The sequence below is a fragment of the Novosphingobium sp. G106 genome, from assembly GCF_019075875.1.
Classification (GTDB): domain Bacteria; phylum Pseudomonadota; class Alphaproteobacteria; order Sphingomonadales; family Sphingomonadaceae; genus Novosphingobium.
This window is the reverse complement of sequence record NZ_JAHOOZ010000001.1, coordinates 5,538,794-5,565,154: the sequence shown is the minus strand read 5'-3', so window position 1 is coordinate 5,565,154 and position 26,361 is coordinate 5,538,794. Positions and strand designations below refer to the sequence as shown.

The 26,361-nt window shown below is 65.5% G+C and carries 24 protein-coding genes; 13 read left to right on the top strand and 11 right to left on the bottom strand.

Features of this window, described 5'->3' with window-relative positions:
* Positions 1–67 precede the first annotated feature (67 nt).
* The 5 genes from KRR38_RS27075 (at position 68) to KRR38_RS27055 (ending at position 6,990) form a co-directional block, all read left to right on the top strand.
* Entirely contained in the window at positions 68–1,009 is a 942-nt protein-coding gene (locus KRR38_RS27075) for an aldo/keto reductase (RefSeq protein WP_217406510.1), read from the top strand.
* A 65-nt stretch (positions 1,010–1,074) separates the two neighbouring features.
* The gene (locus KRR38_RS27070) at positions 1,075–3,225 is read left to right on the top strand and encodes a molybdopterin-dependent oxidoreductase (RefSeq protein WP_217406509.1); all 2,151 of its coding nucleotides are present in this window, start codon (positions 1,075–1,077) and stop codon (positions 3,223–3,225) included.
* 84 nt (positions 3,226–3,309) lie between these two features.
* Positions 3,310–4,362, top strand: a complete 1,053-nt coding sequence (locus tag KRR38_RS27065) for a phosphotransferase family protein (protein WP_217406508.1) — start codon at positions 3,310–3,312, stop codon at positions 4,360–4,362.
* A 122-nt stretch (positions 4,363–4,484) separates the two neighbouring features.
* The gene (locus tag KRR38_RS27060; RefSeq protein ID WP_217406507.1) at positions 4,485–5,717 is read left to right on the top strand and encodes a cytochrome P450; all 1,233 of its coding nucleotides are present in this window, start codon (positions 4,485–4,487) and stop codon (positions 5,715–5,717) included.
* A gap of 220 nt (positions 5,718–5,937) precedes the next feature.
* The gene (locus KRR38_RS27055; protein ID WP_217406506.1) at positions 5,938–6,990 is read left to right on the top strand and encodes an acyltransferase family protein; all 1,053 of its coding nucleotides are present in this window, start codon (positions 5,938–5,940) and stop codon (positions 6,988–6,990) included.
* Positions 6,991–7,002: 12 nt separating this feature from the next.
* On the opposite strand, the gene KRR38_RS27050 is transcribed toward KRR38_RS27055, so the two are convergent.
* Positions 7,003–7,527: a hypothetical protein gene (locus tag KRR38_RS27050; protein WP_217406505.1), complete on the bottom strand. Its 525-nt coding sequence runs from the start codon at positions 7,525–7,527 to the stop codon at positions 7,003–7,005.
* Between the two features lie 115 nt (positions 7,528–7,642).
* Positions 7,643–8,383, bottom strand: a complete 741-nt coding sequence (locus tag KRR38_RS27045; RefSeq protein WP_217406504.1) for a helix-turn-helix transcriptional regulator — start codon at positions 8,381–8,383, stop codon at positions 7,643–7,645.
* 170 nt (positions 8,384–8,553) lie between these two features.
* Between KRR38_RS27045 and KRR38_RS27040 the strand changes: the two genes are divergently transcribed.
* A complete protein-coding gene (locus tag KRR38_RS27040) occupies positions 8,554–10,701 on the top strand; it encodes a marine proteobacterial sortase target protein (protein ID WP_217406503.1) in 2,148 nt (715 codons plus the stop codon).
* Positions 10,698–11,279: a sortase domain-bontaining protein gene (locus tag KRR38_RS37130; protein ID WP_217406502.1), complete on the top strand. Its 582-nt coding sequence runs from the start codon at positions 10,698–10,700 to the stop codon at positions 11,277–11,279. The genes KRR38_RS27040 and KRR38_RS37130 overlap by 4 nt, the downstream gene beginning before the upstream one ends.
* Positions 11,280–11,424: 145 nt before the next feature.
* Here the strand turns inward: KRR38_RS37130 and KRR38_RS27030 are convergent, their stop codons facing one another.
* The 7 genes from KRR38_RS27030 to KRR38_RS27000 form a co-directional block, all read right to left on the bottom strand.
* Positions 11,425–14,154 carry a xanthine dehydrogenase family protein molybdopterin-binding subunit gene (locus KRR38_RS27030; protein ID WP_217406501.1) on the bottom strand — a complete coding sequence of 910 codons (2,730 nt, stop codon included), beginning with the start codon at positions 14,152–14,154 and terminating at the stop codon, positions 11,425–11,427.
* A gap of 8 nt (positions 14,155–14,162) precedes the next feature.
* On the bottom strand, positions 14,163–14,666 hold the full coding sequence (locus KRR38_RS27025; protein WP_217406500.1) for a (2Fe-2S)-binding protein: 504 nt from the start codon (positions 14,664–14,666) through the stop codon (positions 14,163–14,165).
* A complete protein-coding gene (locus tag KRR38_RS27020) occupies positions 14,663–15,535 on the bottom strand; it encodes a xanthine dehydrogenase family protein subunit M (RefSeq protein WP_217406499.1) in 873 nt (290 codons plus the stop codon). The genes KRR38_RS27025 and KRR38_RS27020 overlap by 4 nt, the downstream gene beginning before the upstream one ends.
* On the bottom strand, positions 15,532–16,257 hold the full coding sequence (locus tag KRR38_RS27015) for a CoxG family protein (RefSeq protein WP_217406498.1): 726 nt from the start codon (positions 16,255–16,257) through the stop codon (positions 15,532–15,534). The genes KRR38_RS27020 and KRR38_RS27015 overlap by 4 nt, the downstream gene beginning before the upstream one ends.
* 196 nt (positions 16,258–16,453) lie before the next feature.
* Entirely contained in the window at positions 16,454–17,566 is a 1,113-nt protein-coding gene (locus KRR38_RS27010) for an amidohydrolase family protein (protein ID WP_217406497.1), read from the bottom strand.
* 117 nt (positions 17,567–17,683) lie between these two features.
* Positions 17,684–18,448, bottom strand: a complete 765-nt coding sequence (locus KRR38_RS27005) for an isocitrate lyase/phosphoenolpyruvate mutase family protein (RefSeq protein WP_217406496.1) — start codon at positions 18,446–18,448, stop codon at positions 17,684–17,686.
* An 86-nt stretch (positions 18,449–18,534) separates the two neighbouring features.
* Positions 18,535–18,984 (bottom strand): cupredoxin domain-containing protein, encoded by a 450-nt coding sequence (locus tag KRR38_RS27000; RefSeq protein WP_217406495.1) that lies wholly within the window; start codon positions 18,982–18,984, stop codon positions 18,535–18,537.
* Positions 18,985–19,168: 184 nt separating this feature from the next.
* Between KRR38_RS27000 and KRR38_RS26995 the strand changes: the two genes are divergently transcribed.
* Together KRR38_RS26995 and KRR38_RS26990 are read left to right on the top strand one after the other, a co-directional pair.
* Entirely contained in the window at positions 19,169–19,807 is a 639-nt protein-coding gene (locus KRR38_RS26995; RefSeq protein ID WP_217406494.1) for a cytochrome b, read from the top strand.
* 100 nt (positions 19,808–19,907) lie between these two features.
* On the top strand, positions 19,908–20,141 hold the full coding sequence (locus KRR38_RS26990; protein ID WP_217406493.1) for a helix-turn-helix transcriptional regulator: 234 nt from the start codon (positions 19,908–19,910) through the stop codon (positions 20,139–20,141).
* Positions 20,142–20,196: 55 nt separating this feature from the next.
* Here KRR38_RS26990 and KRR38_RS26985 read toward each other — a convergent pair whose 3' ends face one another.
* Complete coding sequence (locus KRR38_RS26985; RefSeq protein WP_217406492.1) at positions 20,197–20,928, bottom strand: helix-turn-helix domain-containing protein; 732 nt, start codon at positions 20,926–20,928, stop codon at positions 20,197–20,199.
* 904 nt (positions 20,929–21,832) lie between these two features.
* Positions 21,833–22,666 carry a MaoC family dehydratase N-terminal domain-containing protein gene (locus KRR38_RS26980; protein ID WP_217406491.1) on the bottom strand — a complete coding sequence of 278 codons (834 nt, stop codon included), beginning with the start codon at positions 22,664–22,666 and terminating at the stop codon, positions 21,833–21,835.
* Between the two features lie 99 nt (positions 22,667–22,765).
* Between KRR38_RS26980 and KRR38_RS26975 the strand changes: the two genes are divergently transcribed.
* The 4 genes from KRR38_RS26975 to KRR38_RS26960 are packed head-to-tail and all read left to right on the top strand — an operon-like array spanning position 22,766 to position 26,319.
* Positions 22,766–24,001: a CaiB/BaiF CoA-transferase family protein gene (locus tag KRR38_RS26975; RefSeq protein ID WP_217406490.1), complete on the top strand. Its 1,236-nt coding sequence runs from the start codon at positions 22,766–22,768 to the stop codon at positions 23,999–24,001.
* 12 nt (positions 24,002–24,013) lie between these two features.
* Entirely contained in the window at positions 24,014–25,060 is a 1,047-nt protein-coding gene (locus tag KRR38_RS26970) for an aldo/keto reductase (RefSeq protein WP_217406489.1), read from the top strand.
* Positions 25,057–25,701 (top strand): GntR family transcriptional regulator, encoded by a 645-nt coding sequence (locus tag KRR38_RS26965; RefSeq protein ID WP_217406488.1) that lies wholly within the window; start codon positions 25,057–25,059, stop codon positions 25,699–25,701. Before KRR38_RS26970 ends, KRR38_RS26965 begins: the two co-directional genes overlap by 4 nt.
* 36 nt (positions 25,702–25,737) lie before the next feature.
* Positions 25,738–26,319, top strand: coding sequence for a cysteine hydrolase family protein (locus KRR38_RS26960; RefSeq protein WP_217406487.1), 582 nt, complete (start codon positions 25,738–25,740; stop codon positions 26,317–26,319).
* The last annotated feature ends 42 nt before the right edge of the window (positions 26,320–26,361 follow it).

The window sequence follows — 26,361 nt, the reverse complement described above, 5'->3', positions numbered from 1 at the left end:
CTTGTGCCTGCGCCGGCATTCCCCCTAGTCTGTCGTAAAGCTCTATTGGCTCTTGGGAGAGACGACCATGGAAATGCGCAAGCTGGGCAGCACCGGCATCGAAATCGCACCGCTGGTGCTCGGCGGCAACGTCTTCGGCTGGACCGCGGACCAGGCCACGAGCTTCGCGATCCTCGACGCCGCACTCGAAGCCGGGATCAACGCCATCGACACGGCGGACGTCTACAACCGCTACTTTCCGGGCGGCCAGGGCGGCGAATCGGAAACCGTGATCGGCAACTGGATGAAGGACCGCGGCGTGCGCGACCGCGTGGTGATCATCACCAAGGGCGGGCTGCCGATGGGCGACCACAACATGGAAGGGCTCGGCCGCGACTACCTGCCCCGCGCTTGCGAAGCCTCGCTGCGCCGCCTCCAGACCGACCGGATCGACGTCTATATGTCGCACCGCGCCGATCCGTCGGTGCCGATCACCGAAACGCTGGAGACCTTTCAGGCGCTGATCGACGCGGGCAAGGTCGGCCATGCCGCGGCTTCGAACTACAGCGCCGCGGAACTCGCCGAAGCGCTGGCCGCTTCCGGGAACGGCCGCGCGCGTTACGAGGTGCTCGAACAGCACTACAACTTGGTCAAGCGCGACGAATACGAGGGCGCAGTCGAGAATCTCTGCGTCCGCGAAAACATCGGCTCGATCCCATTCTTCGCACTGGCCGCAGGCTTCCTCACCGGCAAGTACCGCAGCAAGGAAGACCTCGCCGGCAAGGCGCGGGAGATGACCGCGGCGGGGTTCCTGACCGATCGCAATTTCGCGCTACTCGACGTGATCGACCGCATCGCCAAGCGCCACGGCGCGACGATGGCGCAGGTCTCGCTGGCATGGCTGATGGCCCGCCCCTCGGTCACCGCGCCGATCGTCAGCGCGACGAGCCTGACGCAGCTCAAGGACATCCTGAAGTCGGTCGAGCTCAAGCTGACCGCTGACGACCTCGGCGAGCTGGAGAACGCTTGATCGCGGGGGCGCCGCGTATAGAGTGACGAACGAGAGCCGAAACCGGCTCCGGGAGAGACAGAGTCATGGCGACCAGGCAGGCGCGATCCTATTGCCGGATATGCAGCGCGCATTGCGGCGTGGTGCTGACGATCGATACCGCCAACGATGCGATCCTGTCGGTCAAGGGCGACAAGGACAATCCGCTCAGCCAGGGCTATGTCTGCTTCAAGGGTCTCCAGGCAGAGGAAGCACACCACGGCCTCCAGCGGCTGCTGCGCCCACTGAAGCGCCAGCCCGACGGCAGCTTCGCCGAGATCGGCAGCGAGCAGGCACTCGACGAGATCGCCGACAGGCTACGCGGCATCGTCGCGCGCGGCGGGCCGAAGGCAGTAGCGACGTTCAAGGGCACTTCGGGATCGCTCTATGCCACGCACATGATCCAGCTCGATTTCCTCCACGCGCTGGGGTCGCAGCAGTTCTTCTCGGTCAACACGATCGACCAGTCGGCCAAGTTCGTCTCGTTCGAGCGCCAGGGGGGCTGGGCCGCGGGGTGCCATGACATCGACCAGTCCGAAGTCCTGCTGTTCTTCGGCTGCAATCCGATCATCTCGCATTCGACAATGCCAGTCATGGGGCCGGATCCGGTACGCAAGCTGAAGGCCGCCAAGGAACGCGGGCTCAAGCTGATCTGCATCGACCCGCGCGAGAGCGAGACCGCGCATTTCGCCGATCTTCATCTCCAGCCCCTGCCGGGCCGCGACACCGCGATCGCCGCGAGCATGGTGCGGACGATTCTGGCCGAAGGCTGGGAGGACGCGACGTTCTGCGCCGAACACGTCGGCGCCGACCGCATCGCCGACCTGCGCAAAGCGGTCGAACCCTTCGCGCCCGAATTCGTCGAGCGCATCGCTGGGCTCGAACCCGGCCAGATCGCCGCCGCCGCGCGGATGTTCGCGCATGACGCCGGGAGCGGCTCCGCCTTCGCCGCGACTGGCCCCTCAATGTCCCCGTTCTGCAACACGATGCAGCATCTGGTCGACACGCTGAACATCGTCTGCGGCCGCTTCCGCCGCGCCGGGCAGAAGGCGGTGGTCGACATGATCAACCCGCCCGACGCGATCCACGCCGAAGTGATCTCGCCGCCGCGCATGTATCGCAACTTCCCGCCCAGCCGCATCCGTGGCGTCGGCATGCTCGGCTTCGACCGGCTGGCATCGACCCTGGCCGAGGAAATCCTGACGCCAGGCGAGGGGCAGATCCGTTCGCTCTTCGTCAGCGGATCGAACCCGGCGGTCTGCCTGCCCGACCAGAAGAAGGCGGTGGAAGCGCTACGCGATCTCGAACTGCTGGTGGTGATGGATCCCTATATGTCGGCCACGGCGAAGCTCGCGCACTACGTGCTGCCGCCGACGATGATGTACGAGCGGCCCGACCTGCCGATCGCCGTTCCCGGCTTCAACATCGGCACCGAGACCTGGTCGCAATACGCCGAACCGGTGATCGCGGCGCCAGCCGGGTCGGACCTCGTCGAGGACTGGTATCCCTATTGGGCGGTGGCCAAGCGGCTCGATCTCAAGATGCAGTTCAGCGGCGTCGAACTCGATTTCGGGGTCAACCAGCCGCCGACCACCGAGGAAATGCTGGAAATCCGCGCGCGCAATGGCCGCGTGACGCTCGACCAGTTGCAGGCCGATCTCAAAGCGCACCCCGGGGGCAAGATCTACGACCACCCCTCGCAGATCGTCCAGCCGGCACGACCGGGCGCCAGCGGGCGGTTCGACGTCATGCCCGAAGACGTCGCGCAGGAGATTACAGAATTCCTCGCCTCCGAGCTGGCCCAGGCCGGACGGCCCGAAGGCGGCCATTCGCACTTGATGATCTCGCGCCGGATGAACCGGGTGATGAACTCGGGCGGTAACAACCTGAAAGCCGTGCTCCGGCACGATCCGGCCAATCCCGCCTACATGCACCCAAGCGAGCTCGATGCCCTGGGCGTCTCCCCCGGCGACCGAGTGGAGATCGCTTCCGAACACGGACGGATCGAGACCGTGGCCCAGCCCGACAAGGCGGTGCGGCGCGGCGTCGTCTCTATCGCCCATTGCTGGGGCGGACTGCCAGGCGAGGAAGGTCCGGGCGCCAATACCAACCTTTTGATCGCTGCCGACAAGCATCTCGCGAACATCAACATGATGCCGCGCATGTCGGCGGTGCCGGTCAACGTGCGGCGCATCTAATTCGCGAAAAGCGGGCTAGCCAAGGACCGCCAAATCGCGCAGATGATTCACATAACCATCATTACGTTCACATAAGGGAATAGGATGTCCGATCAGATCGTCGCCCCGCGTACCCGTGACCTTGCCGAAATGAGCGAGCAGGTCGTCCCCTGGCTCGAGAGCAAGCTGCCCGGCGCGACCGGCCTCAAGATCGCCAACATGGACTATCCGCGCGGCGCCGGCCGCAGCCACGAGACGATCCTGTTCGACGCGAGCTGGAGCGAGGGCGGGAAAGAGCGCCAGGAAGGCTACGTCATCCGCGTCAAGCCCGACGCCAACCAGGTCTATCCCGACGATCTGTTTGAGGAGCAGTACCGCGTCATGCGCGTGCTCCACGAGGAAAACATCGTACCTGTCGCCGAAACGATCGGCTTCGAGGAAGACCCCTCGCTGGTCGGCGCGCCATTCTTCGTCATGAAGAAGCTCCATGGCCGCGTCGCGGTGACCTTCCCGCCCTACCGCGAGAACGGTTGGGTGGCCGAAGCGACCCCGGCGCAGCGCCGCCGGTTCTGGGAAGGCGGCGTGCGCAACCTCGCGCTGACCCAGAAGACCCCGCTCGACAAGGTGCAGTTCCTCGCCGGGCTTCCCGGGCAGACCTCCGGCCTGACCGGCCTCGACCAGGAGTGGGACAAGTACGACCGCTTCGTCGAATGGATCAGCCAAGAAAAGCGCTGGCCGGTGCTCGACAAGGCGCGCGACGCGCTGAAGGCGCGCTGGCCGAAGAACCAGCCCGAGGGCCTGGTCTGGGGCGACGCGCGCATCGGCAACATGATGTTCGACGACAATTTCGACGTTGTCGCGGTGATGGACTGGGAACAGGCCTCGCTCGGCGGCGCGCTCCACGACCTCGCCTGGTGGCTGCAGATGTCGGCCTTCGCCCACGAGAAGACGGCCGACAAGCCGCACCTCGACGGCATGGGCACGCGCGAGGAGACGATCGCGCTGTGGCAGGAGATCACCGGTATTTCGGTCGACGACCTCGACTGGTATCTCGATTTCACCGCGTTCAAGACCGGCTGCCTTTCGGTCAGCACGTCGAAGCTCTGGGGCTGGCCCGAACCCGATCACAAGGCGCTGGCGGACAAGCTCGGTATCTAAGCGAAGTGCCCCTCTCCTGGGCGGGAAGAGGGGCAACAATACTAATGGTCCAGGGAGTATCATAAACCCTCCCCGCGCCTCTCGAAAAATGCTAAGAACTTGGCAAACAAGAGAGGACGCCCATGCCAAGCATCGCCGACCTGACGCTCCACAGCCTGCCGATGGCGGACCCGGCCTTCTCGGCCGATCCCTGGCCCGAATTCGCCAAGGCCCGCGCCGCGCATCCCTGGCTCGCTACCTGCGACTTCGGCTACGTCGTCCATGAATATCAGGCGATGCGCGACCTTCTCTGGCTCGATCACAGCCTGACCGGCGCCTATCACGACGTCGTCGAGATCATGGAGGCCGAGGGCACGCCCTGGGGCCGCTTCCAGCACGAGAGCCTGCTCGCCCAGACCGGGGACTCGCACAAGCGCATCCGCTCCGTGCTCGCCCCTGCCTTCACCCCGCAGCAGGCCAACAGGCATCGCGCGCTGATGCAGAAAGTGATCGCGCAACTGCTCGACGAATGGGTGCCCAAGGGCGCGTTCGACTTCGAGGACTTCGCCTCGTTCTTCCCGATCACCGTGATGTGCAGCCTGATCGGCGCGCCGACCACGGCGATCGCGAGCCTGCGTTCGTCGATGGAAGCCTTCGGACTCTCGATGTCGATGGACAAGCAGGTCCTGCCGCGGCTCAACGAAGCGACGCTGGTGCTCGATGCCTTCGCGCGCGAAATCGTCGCCGAGCGGCGCAAGGCACGAAAGGCGCCGGGCGAGGACATGCTCGAAATCCTCATAACCACGCTCGACGAGGGCAAGCTTTCCGAGCGCGAGCTCTACGACCTGCTGATCTTCCTCTTCGTCGCCGGCTACGACACCTCGAAGAATGCGCTGACCCTGCTGATGGACGTGCTGATCGACCGGCCCGAAATCTATCAGCGCTGCGCCGAAGACCTCGCCTATTGCCGCAAGGTGACCGAGGAAAACTTCCGCTACCTCACCACTTCGACGATCCCGCGGATCGTGACCAAGGACATCACCTACAGGGACGTGCTGGTCCCGGCGGGGACGCTGCTGTTCTTCCCGGTCTCGATCTCGGGGCGCGACCCTGCCTTCGACCACGGCGATCTTTTCGATCCCGAGCGCGACCAGGCGGCGAAGCGGCACATCACCTTCGGCATGGGCGTGCACATCTGCCTCGGCCAGTTCATCGCCCGCGCGCAGATCGAGGAAGGGCTCCACCAGATCGCCCAGCGGATCAGGCATCCGCGGCGGACGGGGACAAGCGCCTGGCGGCCGTTCTACGGCGTCTGGGGCCTGCGAGGCCTGCCGATCGCTTTCGACCAGGCAAAGGCGTTGGAGGAAGTCGGCTAAGGCCATTCGAACCCGTGAAAATCGAGAAATCGAGTCCGTTTCGGACGGTTTCCCTTGGCAAAACCCGTCAGGACCCAATGCAAAACATTGAATATAGTATATTTTTTAACATGCGCCGCAGATATCCAGAATTATGTCCGAAATGACCACTATCGCACATAAATGAGGAGTTTTTAACGAGAGATCTGCGACACGGAGTCCCATCCGGGAGGGCGAATCCGTGAGCACATTAGAAGACACCAACAGTATAGAGTGGGCGAATGTAGCCAAAGCGGCCTGCGCATGCTTGGTCGTACTGATGCATGGCGAAGCCCAGATCCAGATGGCAGGTTGGGGTCAACAGTCTAAACTTATGGAGATCTGGCATACGATCAACGAATTCATTCGGCCGATCCGTATGCCGACGTTCTTCCTGATATCGGGCATGCTCGCAGCCAAATTTGTATTGCACGATCGCGACGATGCCGATCGGCGTTGCTTTGTCCGTCCGTTTTATCTGTATGCACTCTGGGCCGCGATCCTCATGACGCTGGTGCCCAACTTCCCCGCAACAGACCCCGCGATGGCGCTGCCCGATCGGCTTTACAAGATCCTCTTCATCGGCTCGCCAGCATGGTTCATGTACGGTCTCGGCATCTTCTACCTCATCACCAAGGTCACGCGCAGCCTGCCGGCGGGGCCGGTGCTGACCGCCTGCGCGCTGGTCTCGATGGCCGGCTCGATCTGGTCGCCCGACAACACGCTTTATGCGGCGAAACTGTTGCGCTGCCTGTTCTTCTTCGTAGCCGGTGTCCGCCTGAGGGGAGCAGTGATCGGTTTCGCCAGCACCGCTTCGCCCTACCGGTGGGCGGCGCTATTCGGGCTCTATGCCCTTGGCGCGGTCATCACCATGAGTCTCGGCACCTATTCGATCGCCGTCGACATTGCCGCGGTCGCCTTCAGCCTGACGACATGGAGCCTGGTCTGCCGCAATCTCGGCACGCTGAGCGCGCCCGTCCAATGGGTGGGACGGCGCACCCTGTTCGTTTACCTGCTGCACTTCCCGCTGATCTGCCTGCTCAGTTATCTGGTGAATCTTTGGGCCGATCCGGAGATTCTGGAGAATTTCTGGCTCGGCCTGGCCTATCCCGTGGTTACGGTCGTGCTGATCGTGCCGCTGACGCTGGCCTTGGGAATACTGCTGCAGCGCCTGGGCTTCGACCTGCTGTTCGATCTGCCAACGACCAAATCCGCGACGCCGAGGCCCGGCAGGTCAGGCCCCCTGTCGACGTGAGGTAGGTCTAGGTCAGGGGCGGTTGCGCAGCGATGCCCTTAGATCACCCAGCATCCGCGGCGCTGCGCTTGCCAAGGTCATCGAATCCAGGCTGTTCGCCCGCTGTGCCGCCGAACTGGCCGCGCTGCAGAACCGCGCCGGCGAGGCCTGATTGGCGAAGGTGTTGTAGACGCGCGTCTGCTGACGGTCGAAGGCGTTGCCCTGCCTGCCCTGCTCCTGGCGATAGGCCGCGGCAAGCAAGTCGCGGTGGCGCGCGAGCATCCGGGCATAGTCGTTCGCGACGGGCGTGCGCCCATGCCCGCGGCAGGAGAGCGCGGCGACGTTGATGCCGGCACGCAAGCCCCAGACGGCTTCGCTGGAACTCACCGGCGGCGCTTCGACAATCGGCCGCGGCGCGACGGCCCGGTGCGGGACCGGCCGGGGCGCGGGGCGGCTGTCGGCGACGTGCCTGTTCTGGAAGAGGCCGCAGGAGCCTAGAGTGAGGCTCGCGCCCGTAAGGAGCAGGGCCGCGGCGGCGGTATGAAAATCACGCTTCATGACTTCTGCCTTTCCCATCCGAGGGGTGCGGAGGGGGTCGGCCGAAGATGGTAAATGCCAGGTAAAGGCGCGGATCAGCCGTTGCGGCGGCGAGGCCAGCCGAGCGCCATGATGGCTACTGCCGCCACCGGCAGAAGTCGCTGGCCAGCGCCATGTTCAGGATCTCGCGGTAGTCCCCGGCCCTGGCGCTGGCATCGCCGACGACACCGAATTCGGCCTCGGGAAGCTGGCTGTCGGGCACCAGCGCGATCGGGCAGGCGACGGGCACGAGCTGCGATCCCGCGCCGACCTGAAGCGTCGAGAGCAGACCGAACATCCGCCGTTCACGCGTCGCGCGGCCGAGGATGATCGTACGGAACTGGCCGGCCTCGCTTGTTACCAGATAGGTGTGGCCCGAGAGGTTGGGCATCGAGACGAAGCCCGCCTGGGCGAAGGCGGCGTCGGCGCGCTTGGCTTCGGCGAAGCACAAATGCCCGGCCGCGTCGTCCCAGAATATCTCGGTGTGATAGGCGTAGATCTGGCCGGGATTGTCGAAGCTCGGCCGCAGCGTGACATAGGCTCCCTCGATCCAGCGCACCGCCGGGCGGCTGTAGGAACCCATGTTTTCCGGCGCGAGTGCGGTGTCGGCGGTCGCTGTGGCTGGAGCATGCTGGCGCAGCGGCGTCCCCAGCACGTCCTCGATCCGCACAACCGTCGCCAGAGTGAACGGCCGGCTGCCCGACAACGCCTTCTCCAGGGTCGAGAGGCTGATCCGCGCCATGTCGGCGAGCGCCTGGCGCGAAATGCGGCGGCGGGCGAGCTCCTCGCGCAGCTTCAACGCGATCGCTTCGCTTTCAACTTCGCGCAGTTCGGTCATTCGGCCCCTCCTCACCGGACAATTCCGCACAAAACCGCACAAATCGGCAAATGACAAGCCGCGCCCCGCACTTCCCCGCCGCCGTGCACCGAAAGTGGCAAGCACTGCCGATGGCTGTCCGGCATTCCGCGGCCTTAGTGGGAAAGCTCCACCGAACCGGAGCTTTCGTCATGCTGATCCAGATCAAATCCCGCCAGCGCCTGACCATCGGCGCGATCGGCCTCGCCGCCATCGTCGTATCCTGCCTGCTCTCGACCAACCTGCTCGCCACGCCCGACGAGGAGCAAAAGGCTGATCCCGCCGACGGCGGCGCACTGTTGCTGGCTGGAAAGGGCATCGCGCAAGGCCTCCCCGCGGTCCGCCTCGGCACCGACATGGACGTCACGGTCAGTGGCCAGGTCGCCCGCGTGCGCGTCACCCAGGCCTTCCGCAACACCAGCGACAAGTGGATGGAGGCGACCTATCTCTACCCGCTGCCCGACGACGGCGCGGTCGACAGCCTGAAGATGGTCGTCGGCCAGCGTGTGATCATCGGCCACATCAAGCGCCGCGAGGAAGCGAAGAAGATCTACGAGACCGCCAAGGCGGCGGGCCAGAAGGCCGGCCTCGTCGAGAGCGAGCGGCCCAACCTGTTCCGCAACAACGTCGCCAACGTCGGCCCGCACGAGACCGTGCTGATCTCGATCGAGTACCAGGCGCCCGTCCGCCAGCTCGGCGGCGAGTTCGCGTTGCGGCTGCCGCTGGTCGTCGGCGCGCGCTACGTTCCCCCGCACACGCTGGCGAGCCCCGCGGTCGGCCCCGACCCCGCAGCCTTGGCCGACGCTGCCGCCGTGACGGCGCCGATCGCCGCGCCGTCGCTGGCCGACGCGCTCAACCCGGTGTCGATCACCGTGCACCTCGCGCCCGGCTTCGCGCCGGCGAACATCATCAGCCCCTACCACCGCATCAATGTCGCCGAGGCGGGGCCGATGGCGCGCACGGTCACGCTCGCCCAAGGCGAGGAGCCGGCCGACCGCGACTTCGAGCTGCGCTGGCGTTCGGCCAGCGCCGACCCGACCGTCGGCCTGTTCCGCCAGACCCTGAACGGCCAGCAGTACCTCATGGCTGCGATCACCCCGCCGGCCACACAGAAGATCGGCAAGGTGCCGCCGCGCGAGATGGTCTTCGTCATCGACAATTCGGGCTCGATGGGCGGCACCTCGATGGAAGCGGCCAAGCAGAGCCTCGAGCACGCGCTCGATACGCTGCGGCCCGAGGACAGCTTCAACGTCATCCGCTTCGACGATACGATGACCCAGCTGTTCGACCATTCGATGCAGGCCAGCCCCGACCAGATCGTCCTCGCCAAGCGCTTTGCCGACGGGCTCGAAGCCGCCGGCGGCACCGAGATGCTGCCTGCACTGAAAGCCGCGTTGGTCGACGACGATACCGGCCCGGCCGTGCGCCAGGTCGTGTTCCTGACCGACGGCGACCTCTCGAACGAACGCGAGATGATGGCCGAGATCGCCGCGCACGGCGGCAAGAGCCGCGTATTCATGGTCGGCATCGGCTCGGCGCCGAACAACTACCTGATGCGCCGCATGGCCGAGGCCGGGCGCGGCACCTACACCAACATCGGCGAAGGAGGCGAGGTGAACGCCAAGATGACCGCGCTGCTCGAACGGCTGCGCACGCCTGCGGCGCACGACCTCTCGGTGACGGTGGACGGCACTCCGCTCGACCTGACGCCGAAGCAGTTGCCCGACCTCTATGCCGGCGAGCCGCTAGTTCTGCTCGGCAAGGGCGAGAGTCTGTCGGGCAAGCTGACGGTCAAGGGCATGATCGGGGACACGCCGTGGAGCCAGAGCGTCGATCTTGCCTCGGCGCAGGACAGCCCGGCCGTGGCCAAGCTCTGGGCCAACCGCTCGATCGCCGATGTCGAAGCGCAACGCGCTTCGGGCCAGATCGAAGACGCCGCGGCCGACGAGGCGGTGGCCAAGCTCGGGCTCGACTATTCGATCGTCACCCGCCAGACGAGCCTCGTCGCGGTCGACGAGACGCCCTCGCGCCCGGCCGGGGCCAAGCTCACACAGGAGGAACTGCCGGTGCTGCTGCCCGCGGGCTGGGACTTCGATACGCTGTTCGGCGAGAACGGTGCGGCCGGCGAAGCGCCCAAGGCGGGAGCGGACGGCGCTGCCGACCAGAGCCAGGCGATGGACCTGCCGCAGACCGCGACCGGCTTCATGGGTACGATCGAGCGCGGACTCGCCACCCTCGCTCTGGGCCTCGCTGGCCTCTTCGCCTTCGGCCGCCGCCGCAAGTCGGGAGCGGCAGCGTGATCCGGCGCCTTACTCCAATCCGCAACGGAGGGCGCGCCGCGGGGCGTGCCCTCTTCCTCGGTGTCTGCGCGATAGGGCTGATAACGATGGCGCAAGGTGCCTGGATACCGGTCAAGGCGCAGGTCGCGCAGGTCCTGCTCGGCCGTGCCTTCGATGCCAGCCTCGCCGAGCACCGCCCGGTCAAGCCCTGGCCTTGGGCCGACACCGCCCCCGCCGCGCGGGTGTCGGTCAAACGGCTGGGCGTCAGCGACGTTGTGCTGTCGGGCGGTTCGGGGCAGGCCATGGCTTTCGGCCCGACCGAGCTGCGCGGCAACGACCACGTCACCGTCCTCGCCGCGCACCGCGACACCCATTTCGAATTCGTCCGCGATTTGCGCGCGGGTGATGAGGTCGTGGTCGAGCGGATCGACGGGACCCACCAGCGCTACCGCGTCACCGGCTTCCAGACAGTGCGTTGGGACCGTTTCGCCGTCCCCGGCGATCCTGCGCGTCCGATGCTGGCGCTAGCCACCTGCTGGCCCTTCGGCGCGACCGAGCACGGGCCGATGCGGCGGGTAGCCTGGGCGGAGCTGATTTAGAGTGCAATCACCTTTGGCCAGACAAAGTTCGTCACCCCGGACTTGATCCGGGGTCCCGCTACTTTTCGACCTCGCGTCCGCACGCAATGAGTCGGCCCCCGGATCAAGTCCGGGATGACGATGTCAGGGTAAGGCGATCACGCTCTTAAACCCGCGTGCCCGAAACCTTGGCCTTGCCGAACATGCCGAGCTTGGCGCTGCCCGACAGCGCATCGCCCTCGACGGTAAGATCATACTTCAGCGTGATCGGCATCGGCGTGGTGACTTTCATCTCCCACTTGAGCCGGTTGCCGTTGACCGTCCCGGCGAACTCCTGCGCGCCTTCGGGTGCGTCGAGCTTGCCGGTAAGCGTGCCGCCATCGGTATGGAAGGTGGCGACCATCTGCTGCTCCGGGCCGATCGGCGGCTGCATGGTCACGTTCCAGTCGCCATCGATCGCCGCTGGATCCACCGCCGCTTCGACCGCCTCTGGCTCCACCCCGGCGAGCGCGGCCGAAGGGCTGGCGGCCTCTTCGGGCGTAGCCGTCACCGGCGCTTCGACGGGCGGCGCCGGCTGGCTCGATACCCCCTCGATCAGATCGAGGATCTTCGACGGCGTAACCGGCAGCTGGATCGGCAGGTCGCCGAATGGCGAAAGCGCATCGGCGATGGCGTTGAACAGCGTCGGCGGGCCGACGATCGCGCCGCCCTCGCCCACGCCGCGGAAGCCGCCCTCGTTGTTCGCCGGAATATGCGCGTGGACATATTCGAAGTCCGGCACGTCGGTGATCGCCGGCAGCATGTAGTCCTTGAAGGTCGCCGCTGTCGGATTGCCGCGATCGTCGAAATGAACCTCTTCGAGCAGGACGGTACCGATCGCCTGGGCAAGGCCGCCCGCAACCTGACCTTCGACCACGGCCGGGTTGATCAGGTTTCCGCAGTCCTCGCTCGAGATCCAGCGCAGGATCTTGACGAAGCCGGTCTCGGCATCGACTTCGACCACGCAGATATGCGCCGCGCTGGTGAAGGTCATCGGCGGCGGCTGATAGCGGAACTGCGCTTCCAGCCCCGGTTCCATTCCCGGCGGCAGGCGCATCGGCTCGCCATAGGCGATCTCGGCGATCTCCTTGAGGCTGCGCGTCATTTCCTCGGCGCCAGCAACCAGGACCATGCCGTTCTCGATCGTGATGCTCTCGGGGCTGGCATTGAGCAGGTGCGCCGCGACGGTCTGGATCTTTTCCTTGAGCAGCTTCGACGCCTTGATCGAAGCGCCGCCGCCGAGCACCGCCTGACGGCTGCCGGCCGCGCCCGGCGCAAAGCCGCCGCGCGAGCTGTCGCCCTCGAATACGGTGACGTCCTCATAGGGCACGCCGAGCTGGTCGGCGATGACCTGCGCCATCGTCGTCTGCGTGCCGTGACCCTGCGAATGGGTGGACATCGACGCGGTGACCTTGCCGGTCGGCTCGACGCGGATCTGCGCGAGCTCGCCGGTCATCGGCGCCATCGAACCGGCCGAACCCGTGGGCTCGACATAGGCGGCCATGCCGAGACCGAGATAGCGGCCCTGCTCGCGCGCCGCGGCCTGTTCCTTGCGGAAGGCCTTCACGTCGAAGTTCTGGAGCAGCTTCTCAAAGCATTCGGCCGGCGAGATATCGTCGACCGGAATGCCCATCGGCGTGGTGAAAGGCAGCTCGGCGCGCGTCACGAGGTTCTTGCGGCGGATATCGACCGGATCGATGCCGATCTGCCGCGCGGCAACGTCGAGCATCGCCTCGCGCGCCAGCGATTCCATCGCCCAGGGGCCGCGATAGGCGGCCAGCCCGGGAGTGTTGCTGTACCAGGCCCGGGTAATGAAGCCCGGATAGGGCACCTTGTAGGCAACCCACATGAACACATGGACCGCTACGTTGGCGTCGGCGCCCTGCGGATAGGCGCCGTTGTTGCTCGAATAGTCCGAATGGGCCCCCAGGATCTTGCCCTCGTTGTCGAAGGCGATCCGCGTCGTCATCTCCTGCTCGCGCGCCTGGTTGCAGGCGGTGAGGCTCTCGAGCCGGTCCTCGATCCACTTGAGCGGCCGGCCGAGCATCATGGCGGCGGCGATCGTCGCGGCTTCCTCGCGCCACGGATGGTTCTTGAGGCCGAACGACCCGCCGACGTCCTTGGCGATGACGCGAACCGAGATGTTCGGCAGGCCAAGCGCGATCTGCAGCCAGCGCGCCACCATGTGCGGGCTTTGGCAGGTGATGTGGACCAGCAGCTCCTCGTCGCCCTGCATCTGCGCGACGACCCCGCGTGTCTCCATCGGCGACTGCGCGATGCGCTGGTGGACGATCGTGCGGCTTACGAGATGCGGCGCCTTGGCCAGCAGTTCCTCGAGGTCCTCGTCCTCGTCGATGCCCATCTGCTGGGCGATGTTGTTTTCGGTCGTGGGGTGGACCGGCGGTCCCGAGCGGGCATCCGCGATCGTGACGACCGGGTCTTCTTCGTCGTATTCAACCGTGATGAGCCCGGCGGCGTCTTCGGCGATATAACGGTCGCTGGCGATCACCATCACCACCGGATCACCGACCTGGCGCACTTCGCCGTCGGCCAGCACCGGGCACGGCACTTCGGACGGCGTCAGATAGAAGGTCAGCAGCGTCATCTGCCGATCGCGGAAATCGTCGAAGGTCAGGACGGCATGGACGCCGGGAATCTCCTTCGCCGCGGCGGTGTCGATCGACTTGATCTTGCCGCGGGCGATCGGGCTGCGGTGGAAGGCAACGTGCAGCATGCCGGGCACGGCGACGTCGTCGACGAAAGTGCCCTTGCCGGTCAGTAGCCGGCCGTCTTCCTTGCGGGGAACGCGCTTGCCGATGTAGCGGGTCGCGCCCACGCCGCGAACGGGAGGCTCCATGGGAGCGTTCACGCGTGGTCCCCATGGTCGTGGCCGGCGGGCTGAGCGGTGCCGGTGAGCTGGCGGATCGCGCGGCGAATGCCTTGGTAGCCCGTGCAGCGGCAGATGTGGCCCGACATTGCGGCGATCATCTGGTCTTCGGTGGGCTGGGCGTCGTTCGCGGTGATCGCGGTCATCGTGCAAACCACACCCGGCGTGCAGAAACCGCACTGCAGCGCGTGGTTGTCGCGCATTGCTTGCTGGACCGGGCTCAAAGTACCGTCGGGTTCGGCCAGGCCTTCGATCGTGGTCACTGCGGCGCCGTCGGCCTGGACCGCGAGCATCAGGCACGAGCGCACGGCAAGGCCATCGACGATCACCGTGCAGGCGCCGCAGACGCCGTGCTCGCAGCCGAGGTGCGTGCCGGTAAAACCCGCGTCGATGCGCAGGAAATCGCCCAGCGTCCGGCGCGCCTCGACATGCGCCCTGACGCGCTGGCCGTTGACGCTGACTTCGATTACGTGCTCGCTCATGCCGCCTGCCTGCTGGTAAGTGCTTCGCTCAAGGTCCGCGCGAAAATGCGGCGGCCGACGGTGCGCCGGTAATGCGCCGTGGCGTGGTGATCCTCGAAGGGCGCCGTGTCGGCGACCGCGAGCTCGGCGATCGCCTGGGCGTCGATGTCACCCACGGCTTGGCCCAGCAGCGCCGCTTCGGCCTGGCGGGCCTTGATCGGTGTCGGCCCCATGCCGAACCAGGCGAGGCCGGCGCGGGCGATCTTGCCGGCTTCGACATGGACCGCGCCGACGAGGCCGACGAGCGCGAAGTCGCCCGGCCGCTGCGCCACTTCGCGGAACACGGTCAGCGTATTCGCCGGCCAGCGCGGGTAGTGGATCGCGGTGACGAGTTCGTCGGGTTCGAGCACGGTCATGTAGGGGCCGAGGTAGAATTCGTCGGCCTTGACCCGGCGCACGCCCCGCTCGCGCGAATGGATCTCGATCTCGGCGCCGAGCGCGACGGCGGTCGCGGGCATTTCGGCCGCGGGCTCGCCGAGCGAGACCGAGCCGCCGATCGTGCCGCGGTTGCGCGTCTGGTGGTGGCCGACATGGCTCAGCGCCAGGTTGAACACCGGCTGCGCGGCCTTGAGCTCCTGGTCGGCCAGCGCCACGGCCTGGCGCGTGCCGGCGGCGATCCGCGTAGTGTCGGCGGTGTGGCTGATCCCGGCGATGCCGTCGATCTTGTTGACGTCGACCAAGATGAACGGCTGGCTCATGCGCAGCGCGAGCAGCGGCATCAGCGTCTGCCCGCCAGCGAGCAGCGTTGCGCCGCCGCCGGCCTCGGCCAGCGTGTCGAGCGCTTCGGCGACCGAGCGCGGCGCGACATAGTCGAAGGGGGCGGGCTTCATCGCCCGGCTCCATTGCGCTTGCCGGCCTCGAAGCCGGCGGCGGCGGCAACCACCGCGGTCAGGATCGCACCAATCATCCAGATCTCACCCTCGGTGCTGCGGCCGATGAGGAAGCCGGTGACCACCGCCAGCGCGACAGCGACGATCCAGCCCCAGAGCGTACCGCCCGATGCGGGCGCCGCAGAGACATATTGCGGGGCAGCGACCGCGACCCCGGAAGCGGCGGCAGCCAGTGCGGCGCCGGCGACTGTGGCGGGAGCGGCCTCGGGCGCCGCGCCAGCAGGCGGCCCTTCGACGACATCGCCGAACTTGGTGAAGAACTTGCCGGCCAGCTGCTTGGCCGTGGCATCGATGATCGGCCCGCCGAGCTGCGCCAGCCGGCCGCCGACCTGGGCGTCTACTTCATAGGACAACAGCGTGCCGCCATCGACTTCGGTCAGCCGCACCTTGGCGCCGCCCTTGGCATTGCCGACCGTGCCGCCCTGCCCTTCGCCGCTGATCGTGTAGCTTTCGGGCGGATTGGCGTCGGAGATCGTCACCGCGCCGTTGAAGCGCGCGCCGATCGGCCCGATCTTGATCTCGACGACGGCCTTCATGCGGTCGCCCTCTTTGTCGAGCGACTGGCAGCCGGGGATGCATTTCCGCAGGACCTCGGCATCGTTCAGCGCTTCCCACACTTTCGCGCGGGGTGCCGCGATCCTCTGCTCACCCTTCATTTCCATAAGATGTCCTGCCTCCACCGTCGACCAACCGGCATCCCGCGGAGCAGGTGCCGGCAGTGCTTATCGGTCGCCTAGATGGCCGGGCACGCCCCGGCTGTCAAACCAGATAAGAGCTATCATGGCTCGTATATAGCAAGGGTATAAGGCGCGTGCTGCGACCGCCTATCCCCAAATGGGGGACAGGCTGTCGCATCGTTCAATCCAGGTTGAACAGCTTCACGGCATTGCCCGAGAGGATCTTCTGCTTGGCGACCGGATCGACGCCCGCCGTCGATTCCTCGATGTACTTCGCCGTGTTCGGCCAGAGGCAAACCGAGTGCGGATAGTCGATCGAGAACAGCGCCACGTCGGCCATCTGCGGGTCGAGCTTCACGAGGTCGAAGCCGATCTTGTCGTCGAGCACGCTGACGAAGACGTTCTTGCCCAGCGTCTCGCTCGGCTTGGTCTCGAAGGGGAACTTCGCCCAGCCCTTCTGCTGCTCGAACGACTGGTCCATCTGCTGCTTCCAGTAGGGGATCCAGCCGAAGTTGACCTCGGCATCCATGATCTTGAGCTTGGGGTGGCGCGTGAACACGCCGGTGAAGATCATCAGGGTCAGCGGCTCGACGCCCGAGAAGAAGCGGATGACCGTGCCCGCAACGTTCACGCCGGGCACCTTGAACTGGAAGTTGGCCTTGGTCGAAGTGTCGATCCCGCCCGAGGTGCGGTGGATACAGAGCGGCACCCCGGCATCGGCGACAGCCGCCCAGAACGGATCCCAATAGGTATCGATATAGGGCTTGTCGGGAAACACCGGGATATGCACTGCCCGCGCGCCTTTTTTCAGCACGCGGTCGAGCTCGGCCAGCAGCACGTCCATGCCGTGATGCACGGGCATCATCGGCAGCGCGATCAGCCGCTTGGGATCGGCCGCGCAGAAATCGTCGAACACCCAGTCGTTGAAGGTCTGCATCAGCGCCAGCGCATAGGGATCGTCGTGCATCGACCAGGCCATCAGCGGCACCGAGGGGAACAGCACCGCGGCGTCGACGCCTTCCTGCTGCATGTCGGCCAGATGGGCGGCGCCGTCGTAGTTGCCGGGCAGGATCTCGTCCCAGGTATAGCCGCTGATCTTGACCGCGCGGCCCGCGGTCGCCTCGATGCCCAGCGTGCGGTCGACCGTCTTGCCGTCCCACGACCAGCCGTCGCCGCCATCCTCGCCGCGCATCACGCGCGGGGCGCGGTCACGGTATTCCTTGGGTAGGCGCGTGGTGAACAGGTCGCGCGGTTCTAGAATATGATTGTCTGCCGAGATCACGTTGTACTGCATGGCTTCCGCTCCCGTGAGGTCATGGCGTGCGTTCCGCTTTTTGCGGAATCGCACGCCCTCGCCGGCAGTGTTTACCTAGCGCTTGCTACAGTCAACAGGGACTATGCGCGGAAACGGTCAGGACCAGACCGCCGCGTCGTCGAGCCGGGCGAAAGCCTCGGCCGCCTGGGTCATCCGCGCGAGCATAGCCTTGTGCAGCAGCGGCCCGAGGCTGATCCGCGCGACACCGAGATCGGCCATCTCCTTGAAGGTAAGCCCGCCCGGACGGCCGAGCAGGTTGACGTTCCCCAGCGCGACATAGTCGCGGATAACGGCGGGATCGGCGAGGAAGATCGGGTAGATGCAGTCGGCCCCCGCATCCAGATAGCGCCGCGCGCGGTCGAGCCCCTCGGCGGGCGTGCCCTGCTTCATGTGCACGTCGACGCGCGCGTTGATGACCAGCCGCACGCCCAATACCTCGCCGGCCTGGCGAATGCCGGCGATGCGCTCGGCCTGGGCCGCGGCATCGATCAGCCCCTCGCCGCGGTTGTCGCTGTCCTCGAGGTTCAGCCCGCAGGCCCCCGCGGCGATCAGCCGCTCGGCGATGGCACGCGGCGGCAGGCCATAGCCGTCCTCGAAGTCGGCCGTGACCGGGCAGGACACCGCGCCGGCGATCCGCGCGATCGCCGCGAACGCGACCTCGGGCGGCATATGGCCGTGATCCTCGAAGCCGCTTACCGGCGCCACGGCCGCGCTTGCCGTGGCGATCGCCGGCAGCCCGCCGGCCTCGACCGCCTGGGCGACGGTCGGGTCCCAGACGTTGGCGAGCAGCAGCGGCGTTCCGGGGACGTGCAGCGCGCGGAGCGTGTCGGCGTCGGCGGCGAGGTTGCGGCTTGAGGACATAGCGAGGTCTCCTACGAGCTGATTTAGCACTCCTGACGACCTCGCCGCAGGATTTGTGACATGACGCCGAGAAAACTCGCGCGCAATTACTGGATCTGGATGCGGCCTGTCATGCCGAGGGCCGAGTGCATGAAATGACCGCAGTGGAACTCGTAAGTCCCGGGGTCCGGAGCAATCAGAACCACCGTCTTCTCTTCATGCCCCCTTAACTCCACCTCGCCGACTTCGACGAGCCGCCTTTGATCGGACGTCATCGCTGCGGCCGCGAAGAATTTCCGAGCTGCGAAGTCATGGCCGCCGCCGGTGGCGTTGACGAAATGCAGGGCGTATTGGCGCCCGTGGACGAGTTCGATCTCACTCGGATCGAACCGGAAGTTCGACAGCGTCACGTCTATCCGGACAACGTCGGAGGGCGATTGCGCCTCTGCCACGACGAGCGTCGACAGAGAGCCGGCAAATAGTGCCAGCACCAGGGTCGAACGCCCCATCTTGCCGAGCACGCCTGCAAACTTCTGCGTCCGGAAATTCACGAACATCCCGCTTCTCCATGTTGTTCGACGAGGAGACGCAGCGGGCACCGGTTTTATTCCCGAAGCCGAAATCGGCCTCGCTTGAGCCCGTCGGGAATAAATTCCCCCCTCCCTCCCGTCTATCGGCCAAAGAGCGGTCGGGTTCGCGCAGAACGCGGCCGTTCCGGCACCCTTTTTGCTGGAGACGAAAATGAATCCTTGTGATGCGACGCGGTCTCGGACCGAGCCCCGAGTGCGGGTGATCGAAGGCACTGCGCTCCAACCCCGCGCGCGCTTCGAGACCTCGACGCCGCGGCGGTACGACGGTTTTTCGATGGCGCTGCACTGGCTGACTCTGCTGCTGATCATCTCTCTGTTCGGCACGGCCTGGGCGCAGGAGCGCGCAAGCGACGGCGACAGCGCCATGATGCTGCTGAGCCTGCATCGCTCGCTCGGTCTGCTCGTATGGCTCGCCACGCTCGTTCGGATGGGCTGGAAGCTGGCGCGCGGCAGCGCACCACCCCTGCCCGCCGCCACGCCGCGCATCCAGGCTCTGGCGGCCCGGGTCACCCAATTCGCGCTCTACGCGATCCTGCTCGCCCAACCGGTGACGGGCTTTCTCCAGGGCGTGGCACGCGGGGAAGCGGTTTCGCTGCTCGGTGTGGACGTGCCGTCCTTCATGGCGCCCAACGGCCATGTCGCCCACCTCCTCCACAGTGTCCACGCCACAATTGCGACCGTCCTGCTCGCGCTGGTGGGGCTCCATGCCGGCGCGGCGCTGCTGCACGTGCTGGTTCTGCGCGACGGCGTGCTTGGCGCCATGATCCCGGGCCGCCGCGAGACCCGCTGAGGGCCGCGCCCAACGGATTTATTTGAACCATTTACCCTTCCCAAAACGACAAAACATCAAAGGCACGCCGGATCGAGCGTGCCCAGGGAGTCCTAAATCGATGAATATGGCCTATTCGATGCCGACGCTGACGGGGCGCGAGCTCGAAATCCTCGCGCTGGTCGCAATCGGTTGTTCCGCGAAAGAGGTGGGACGCCGGTGCGGGATCACCTATCGCACCGTCCAATCCCATCTCGACAGCATGCGGCTGAAGCTGCGGGCGCACAATACCACCCACATGGTGGCGATCGCGCTCGCGACGGACCTGCTGCCCGAAGCGGATTTCCAGAGTTGAGCTATCCGGCATGAGCGGGTCGCCTGCCGCTTGTCCGATCGCAGGGAAACGGAAGTCAGGCGCCCGACCGGGGCCGATCTCCCTTGGAAGCCGCCAACCTTTCGACGCATTCCATCGGCGGAGGATGGTCGGGCTGTGCGCAGGCCGCGTCACGCACATCGAGCCAGCTGAAAATGTCGGCGTGAAGCTGTTGCATGACCAGTCGGACGAGACAGCCGACGTTGTACAGCTTGATGCGCTTGTCGCTGGATTCCGAGGACACCGAGATCAGATCGTTTTCGAGCAGAACTTTGAGGCTGTTATGGAACTTTGTATCCGAAGCATCCACCAATCCCCGTAAGGCGTGGTTCGGCAGGTCCGAATTCAAATAGAGATAAAACAGTATGCGGAACTCGCAGGTAAAATAGTCGAGCCCTCTTTCGCGCCGCGCCGTCAGCTCCCTTGTAATGAAATCTTGCCCTCTGTTCTTGTCGCCTTCGTGATGGGAATAGTCGACACGGTATTTTCGGAAGCGGTAAAAAATGATGTCCCTCAGATCGTCGGATAGCATGTAGCTCCTTCTCCTGCGATCGATGACGTCGGAAACAGATATGATCAGTTCCAGGCTCTTGAGCCGCTCGATCGTGTTGAAGAAACCCGCCCGGGAAAGCGACGATCGCTCATGAAGCTGATCAACCGTCAGACTTGGAGCATCTACGAGGGCGAGAATTATCTCGTATTCCGGTGTCAGCACCGAAAACCCGAGTGCCTTGGCTGCTTTGCCGAAAATCCCGCCTACGCGTGCCACATCCCGAATCCCCCAAAGATCCGGCCCCGCCTGGCGCGAAATGGTCGCCCAGCGGACGCCCCACGATCGGTCCAGAATATAGACCTATCTTTTGCTGTATACCTGTCCAGCACCTAAGCGTCATAGAAGTTCCAGGACAAGGGCGGAATCAGAAAATACCCGGACTACAAAAAAGGTGTTACCGCCTCATTTTTAACTGAGTCTTGTATTTGACAACGTGCCATGCAGATTCAATAGAAAGGATATTCGTGACTAAGAATGAAATCGAATATTGCGAATCTCGAATTGCCCATGAAGAATGGTTGGCGCGACAGGCTCCATCAGAAGAAGCGGGGCTCGGCCACTCTCAACTGGCAATGTTATATCGATCCCAACTGACCGCCCTGTATCGCAGCCTGAGCCCGCATGAGCAGAGGCTCTAGACCCTGCGATCTTCCAACCAGCACCCACCATTCGGACCTCGATCAGTTCGCGGTGGTAAGTTCACGTAATTAGGCGAGAGAAGCACGAGGATGCCTGTTTAAAATGCTCTGGTTTCGTACCCGCGGTGAATTTCGCAAGCGGGACGTAAAGCCACCGATCGCCTAAAAAATGCGACCCAGGAGGCGGGCGAACGCTTTTGCCCACCCGCCTTCTCCTAGCGGCCCCGGCCCTGTGCCGCGGGCCGCATCTTTTTGACTTCGGAAACGATCTAGAAGCGACAGGAAAGCGTTTTCCTACTTCACCGCGCTTTGCCATCCTTGGCGAGGCACTTCGCTTCGGCTCTTTGAAATCGTCGGGCTACAGTCTGGGTTGGAAAACTGTCACCTACAGGCCGTCGCGATAAAATACTGATCGTAAAAACGAATTTAGCAGATCGAGCAGGTAACAGGGTGGCACATGTGTCACCCTAACCCGCCGTCGATCAGCTGCAGGTGACCGTCGCGGTCATGTTCTTGGTCGCGCCCTGCTGGGTCCAGAGGCTCGCGCCGCCCTCGCCCGCGTCGCCGCAGACGTGCAGCGTGGTGCCGTCGAATGCGGGCGACATGCCGCGAAAATCGAAAGTCGCAAGGCGCTTGCCGCCGAGATTCTTCACCGCGAGATCGGCGAGCAGCGTCGCCTGCAGCGGGCCGTGGACCACGAGCGCGGGATAGGCTTCCTCGCCCATGGCATAGGGCCGGTCATAATGGATACGATGGCCGTTCATCGTCAGCGCCGAATAGCGGAACAGCAGCACAGTGTTCGGATCGACTTCGCGGCGCCAGCCGGCTTCGGGCAGCTCGCCGTTATCGACCGGCGCTGGAACCGTGCCCGCGGCCGGTTCGCGGTAGACGATGTCCTGCTCCTCGGTGATGGCCAGGCCGTGGCCGCCTGCCAGCTTGTGTTCGACCGTAACGAAGACGAGATTGCCGCTCTTGCCGCTCTTCGCCTCGATCTTGAGGATCGTCGAGGTCTTGGTCACGCTCTCGCCGAGCAGCAGCGGCGCGTGGAACTTCAGGCGCCCGCCCGCCCACATGCGACGCGGCAGCGGGACCGGCGGCAGGAAGCCGCCCTTGGCCGGATGGCCGTCGGGACCAAGGCCCGCGGGCGGCTGGACGTTCCAGAAATAGAGCCAGTGGTGCAGCAACGGCAGTTCGGCGCCGGCAGCGAGCACGTCAGTCTCTCCAAGCGCCGCGCGCAGGGCATTGCTGCGCGCCGGTTCGAGCACTTCGACCAGTTCTTCGCTCTTGCCCACCCAGGCCGAAAAATCTTCGCTCATCGCTGCTCGCTTTCCTGACTCAACCGGCGGGCGCCATAACCACGCGGGAGGCTCTATGCCAGACTTGATATATAATGCATTATCTTTATCGAGAGCGCGATGAGCAATTCCAAACCTCTCGCCGGCCGCCGGATCATCGAACTCGGCACCATGGTCGCGGCGCCTTTCGCGACGCATATCCTCGCCAATCTGGGCGCCGAGGTGATCAAGATCGAGCCGCCGAGCGGCGACACGACTCGTTCGCTGGTGCGCGGCGGTCCTTCGGGCACGATCATCGCTTATAGCCACGGCAAGAAAGGCGTCTGCCTCGACCTGACGACGGCCGAGGGCAAGGACGTGTTCCTCAAGCTCGTCGCGAGCGCTGACGTGGTGATCCACAACCTGGCGCCCGCCGCCTCGCGCAAGCTGGGCGTCACCGCTGCCGATTGCCGGGCGGTGAACCCCGAGATCATCCACTGCCACATTAAGGGCTATGCCCACGGCCCGCAGGCCGACGACCTCGCGACCAACCCCGTCGCCGAGGCCGCCACCGGCGTGATGGACGATCACCGCATCGACGGCCGCCCGAGCCGGCTCGGGCCTTCGTACCACGACCAATTTGCCGGCACTTTCGCCGTCATCCGCATCATGGCGGCGATGATGAACCCGGCCGCGACCGAAGCCGATCGCACGATCGAGATCGGCCTCTACGAGACCGGCCTCCACCTCGCCGCACGCGACCTGGCGGGCGTGCAGCTCAAGACCCAGCTGCTCGGCCGGCCCGAGAAAGAGGCCGGCGGCGAATTCGCCATGCCCGGCTATGGTTCCTACCTCACCAGCGACGGCCGCTGGGTATACCTGCTGACCTTGACCGACGCGCACTGGGCCAAGCTGACCAAGGCACTCGACATGCCCGAGGCCGGGATGGAGGCGTTCGCCAAGCTGCGCGACCGCAAGAAGGCGCGCGACACGGTCGAAGCCGCGGTGCGCGCGGGCGTCGACAAGTTCACTTTCGCCGAGATCGAGCAGCGGCTGGGCGCCGCCGGGCTGGGCTTCGCCGAGGTCATGCCGCTCGAGCGCGTGCTCGACCGCCCGCAGGCGCGCCAGCCGGGCAAGCTGCGCGAACTGAGCTTCCGCGGGCTCGAATTCGAAGTCCCCGAATTCCCCGGCCAGCACGAGGTGGAACCGGGCTCACCCCCGCCCGAACTCGGCGAGCACACGGTCGAAGTGCTCGGCGCGCTCGGCTATAAGGATGACGAAGTCGCCGCGCTGCTGGACAAGGGCGCCGTCAGGGGCTTCAATCCCGAGGAATTCACCTGGGCGCCCGTCCGCGACAAGGGCCCCAAACCGACATAAGGGACAGGAAACATGGAATATCGCCTGCTCGGCCGCAGCGGCCTCAAAGTCTCGGTCTTCAGCTTCGGCGCTATGACCTTCGGTGACGGCCACGGCATGTTCGGCAATGTCGGCGATACCCGCGGCGCCGAGGCCAAGCGCCAGATCGACACCTGCATCGACGCCGGCGTGAACCTGTTCGACACGGCCGACGTTTATACCGAGGGCCAGTCCGAGGAAGTGCTCGGCGATATCCTCGGCACCCGCCGCCAGCAAGTGCTGATCGCGACCAAGTGCTATTCGCGCCAGGGCCGCGGCGAGAACGACCTTGGCTCCAGCCGGCACCACATCATCAACGCCTGCGAGGCCAGCCTGCGCCGGCTCAAGACCGACTACATCGACCTCTACCAGATCCACAACCAGGACCTGATCGTCCCGCCCGAGGAGACGCTGCGCGCGCTCGACGACCTCGTCCGCCAGGGCAAGGTGCGCTACGTCGGCAGCTCGAACCATTCGGGCTGGACGCAGATGCGCATGCTCGCCACCGCCGACCGGATGGGCGTGACGCGCTATATCAGCCAGCAGATCCGCTACTCGCTGCTCGACCGCAATGCCGAGAACGAGCTGATGCCGCTCGGCGTCCACGAGGGCGTCGGCGCGCTGGTCTGGGGGCCGCTGGCTTCGGGCTATCTGTCGGGCAAGTTCAGGACGCTGACCGACACCTCGAACACGCGGCTCGGCCAGCGCGGCACGGTCGACGCGATGGACAACGAGCACACCCGCGGCGTCATCGCGGCGGTCGAGGGAATCGCGCAGGAGCGCGGCGTTTCGCTGTCGCAGGTCGCGCTCAACTGGGTCGCGCGCAAGGCCGGGGTCGCGACGATCCTTGTCGGTGCGCGGACGATGGAGCAGCTGACCGACAACCTCGCCGCGGCGCAGTGGTCGCTGAGCGACGCGGAAATGGTGCGGCTCGACGAGGCCAGCACCAAGCCGCCGATCTATCCTTATGATATGCATCGCAATTTCGGCGGCGACCGCAACCCGGTGCCGGGCCTGCAGCCGGGACTCCCTGCGGAATGACGATGCAGTTCCGCACCAAGGAGGAACAGGTCGCCGACTACCTGCGCGAAGGCATCATCGCTGGCCGCTTCGCGCGTGGTGCGCGGCTCAAGCAGCAGGAAATCGCCACCCTGCTCAACACCAGCATCACGCCGGTGCGCGAGGCGCTGAAGCTGCTCGAGGCCGAAGGTTACGTCAGCGGCGATAGCTACCGCGGCGCGGTGGTGGCACCATTCGACATCGAGGCCTCGACCGAGACGCTGAACCTGCGCATCCTGCTCGAAACCCAGCTCGTGCGCGGCGCGGTCGAGCGGGCGACGGCCGCGGACATCGCCGAGCTCAAGGAGATGGCCGACGCCTTCGCCACGGCCTTCGACGCGGGCGACAACGAGACCGCCCGCGCCGCCAACTACCGCTTCCACCACCGCATGTTCGAGATCGCGGCGATGCCGCAGACCTTGCATTTTGTGCAGATCCTCTGGGCGCGCTATCCGTTCGACCTGATCAACCAGCTCAAGGGCCGCGTCAGCCGCGCCGCGACCGAGCACGGCGACCTGCTCCAGGCCTTCATCGGCGGCGACGTCGCCGCGGCAATGCTGGCGACGCGGCAGCATATCGAGGCGGGCTGGCTGGAGCTCAAGCACTCCGTCGCAGCCGCCTGACCGCTTCATTCAATCGAGACTGAAAGCCCTGGAAACATGAAGAAAACGCTGTTCCTCGTCATGGACATGATGAACGATCTCGTCGCCGAGGACGGCTTCAACGCACAGACCTACGGCGTGCAGGTCAAGGAACGCGGCGTGCTGGAGAACACCGCGAAGGCGATCGCCGCTGCCCGCGCTGCCGGGGCCAAGGTCGGCTATGTTCGCGTCGGATTCTCGCCCGACTATCGCGAGGCGCCGGTGGCCTCGCCGATCTTCTCGGGCGCGCGCAAGAACGGGATCTTCCAGCTCGGCACCAAGGGCACCGAGGTCCACCCCGAGCTCGCCCCGGCGGAAGGTGACTTCGACGTGGTCAAGCACCGGGTAAGCCCATTCTACGGTACTTCGCTCGAACCTATCCTGCGCGCCAATGCGATCGAGCGGATCGTGATGTGCGGCGTCTCGACCAACGGCGTGGTGCATTCCGGCGCACGCGAGGCGCATGATCGCGATTATGAAGTGGTGATCCTCGAAGACTGCTGCGCCGGCGTGACGCCCGACGAGCATATGCACGCGATCGCCTGCCTCGGCCGCTACGGATCGATCGTGAACAGCACCGAGTTCGACTGGAACGCCTGAGCGCTATTACGGCCGCCGGCCCCCGCTCCACCGCTTGACCCG

Excerpts from the sequence above, each read along its gene's own strand:
- KRR38_RS27010 (WP_217406497.1), bottom strand. The coding sequence starts at position 17,566 with ATGCAGTACAACGTGATCTCGGCAGACAATCATATTCTAGAACCGCGC.
- KRR38_RS26995 (WP_217406494.1), top strand. The coding sequence starts at position 19,169 with ATGAATCCTTGTGATGCGACGCGGTCTCGGACCGAGCCCCGAGTGCGG.
- KRR38_RS27050 (WP_217406505.1), bottom strand. The coding sequence starts at position 7,527 with ATGAAGCGTGATTTTCATACCGCCGCCGCGGCCCTGCTCCTTACGGGC.
- KRR38_RS27045 (WP_217406504.1), bottom strand. The coding sequence starts at position 8,383 with ATGACCGAACTGCGCGAAGTTGAAAGCGAAGCGATCGCGTTGAAGCTG.
- KRR38_RS27060 (WP_217406507.1), top strand. The coding sequence starts at position 4,485 with ATGCCAAGCATCGCCGACCTGACGCTCCACAGCCTGCCGATGGCGGAC.
- KRR38_RS26990 (WP_217406493.1), top strand. The coding sequence starts at position 19,908 with ATGAATATGGCCTATTCGATGCCGACGCTGACGGGGCGCGAGCTCGAA.
- KRR38_RS26965 (WP_217406488.1), top strand. The coding sequence starts at position 25,057 with ATGACGATGCAGTTCCGCACCAAGGAGGAACAGGTCGCCGACTACCTG.
- KRR38_RS27015 (WP_217406498.1), bottom strand. The coding sequence starts at position 16,257 with ATGGAAATGAAGGGTGAGCAGAGGATCGCGGCACCCCGCGCGAAAGTG.
- KRR38_RS26980 (WP_217406491.1), bottom strand. The coding sequence starts at position 22,666 with ATGAGCGAAGATTTTTCGGCCTGGGTGGGCAAGAGCGAAGAACTGGTC.
- KRR38_RS27005 (WP_217406496.1), bottom strand. The coding sequence starts at position 18,448 with ATGTCCTCAAGCCGCAACCTCGCCGCCGACGCCGACACGCTCCGCGCG.
- KRR38_RS26960 (WP_217406487.1), top strand. The coding sequence starts at position 25,738 with ATGAAGAAAACGCTGTTCCTCGTCATGGACATGATGAACGATCTCGTC.
- KRR38_RS27030 (WP_217406501.1), bottom strand. The coding sequence starts at position 14,154 with ATGGAGCCTCCCGTTCGCGGCGTGGGCGCGACCCGCTACATCGGCAAG.
- KRR38_RS26970 (WP_217406489.1), top strand. The coding sequence starts at position 24,014 with ATGGAATATCGCCTGCTCGGCCGCAGCGGCCTCAAAGTCTCGGTCTTC.
- KRR38_RS27070 (WP_217406509.1), top strand. The coding sequence starts at position 1,075 with ATGGCGACCAGGCAGGCGCGATCCTATTGCCGGATATGCAGCGCGCAT.
- KRR38_RS27040 (WP_217406503.1), top strand. The coding sequence starts at position 8,554 with ATGCTGATCCAGATCAAATCCCGCCAGCGCCTGACCATCGGCGCGATC.
- KRR38_RS27000 (WP_217406495.1), bottom strand. The coding sequence starts at position 18,984 with ATGTTCGTGAATTTCCGGACGCAGAAGTTTGCAGGCGTGCTCGGCAAG.
- KRR38_RS27020 (WP_217406499.1), bottom strand. The coding sequence starts at position 15,535 with ATGAAGCCCGCCCCCTTCGACTATGTCGCGCCGCGCTCGGTCGCCGAA.
- KRR38_RS27025 (WP_217406500.1), bottom strand. The coding sequence starts at position 14,666 with ATGAGCGAGCACGTAATCGAAGTCAGCGTCAACGGCCAGCGCGTCAGG.
- KRR38_RS27075 (WP_217406510.1), top strand. The coding sequence starts at position 68 with ATGGAAATGCGCAAGCTGGGCAGCACCGGCATCGAAATCGCACCGCTG.
- KRR38_RS26975 (WP_217406490.1), top strand. The coding sequence starts at position 22,766 with ATGAGCAATTCCAAACCTCTCGCCGGCCGCCGGATCATCGAACTCGGC.
- KRR38_RS27065 (WP_217406508.1), top strand. The coding sequence starts at position 3,310 with ATGTCCGATCAGATCGTCGCCCCGCGTACCCGTGACCTTGCCGAAATG.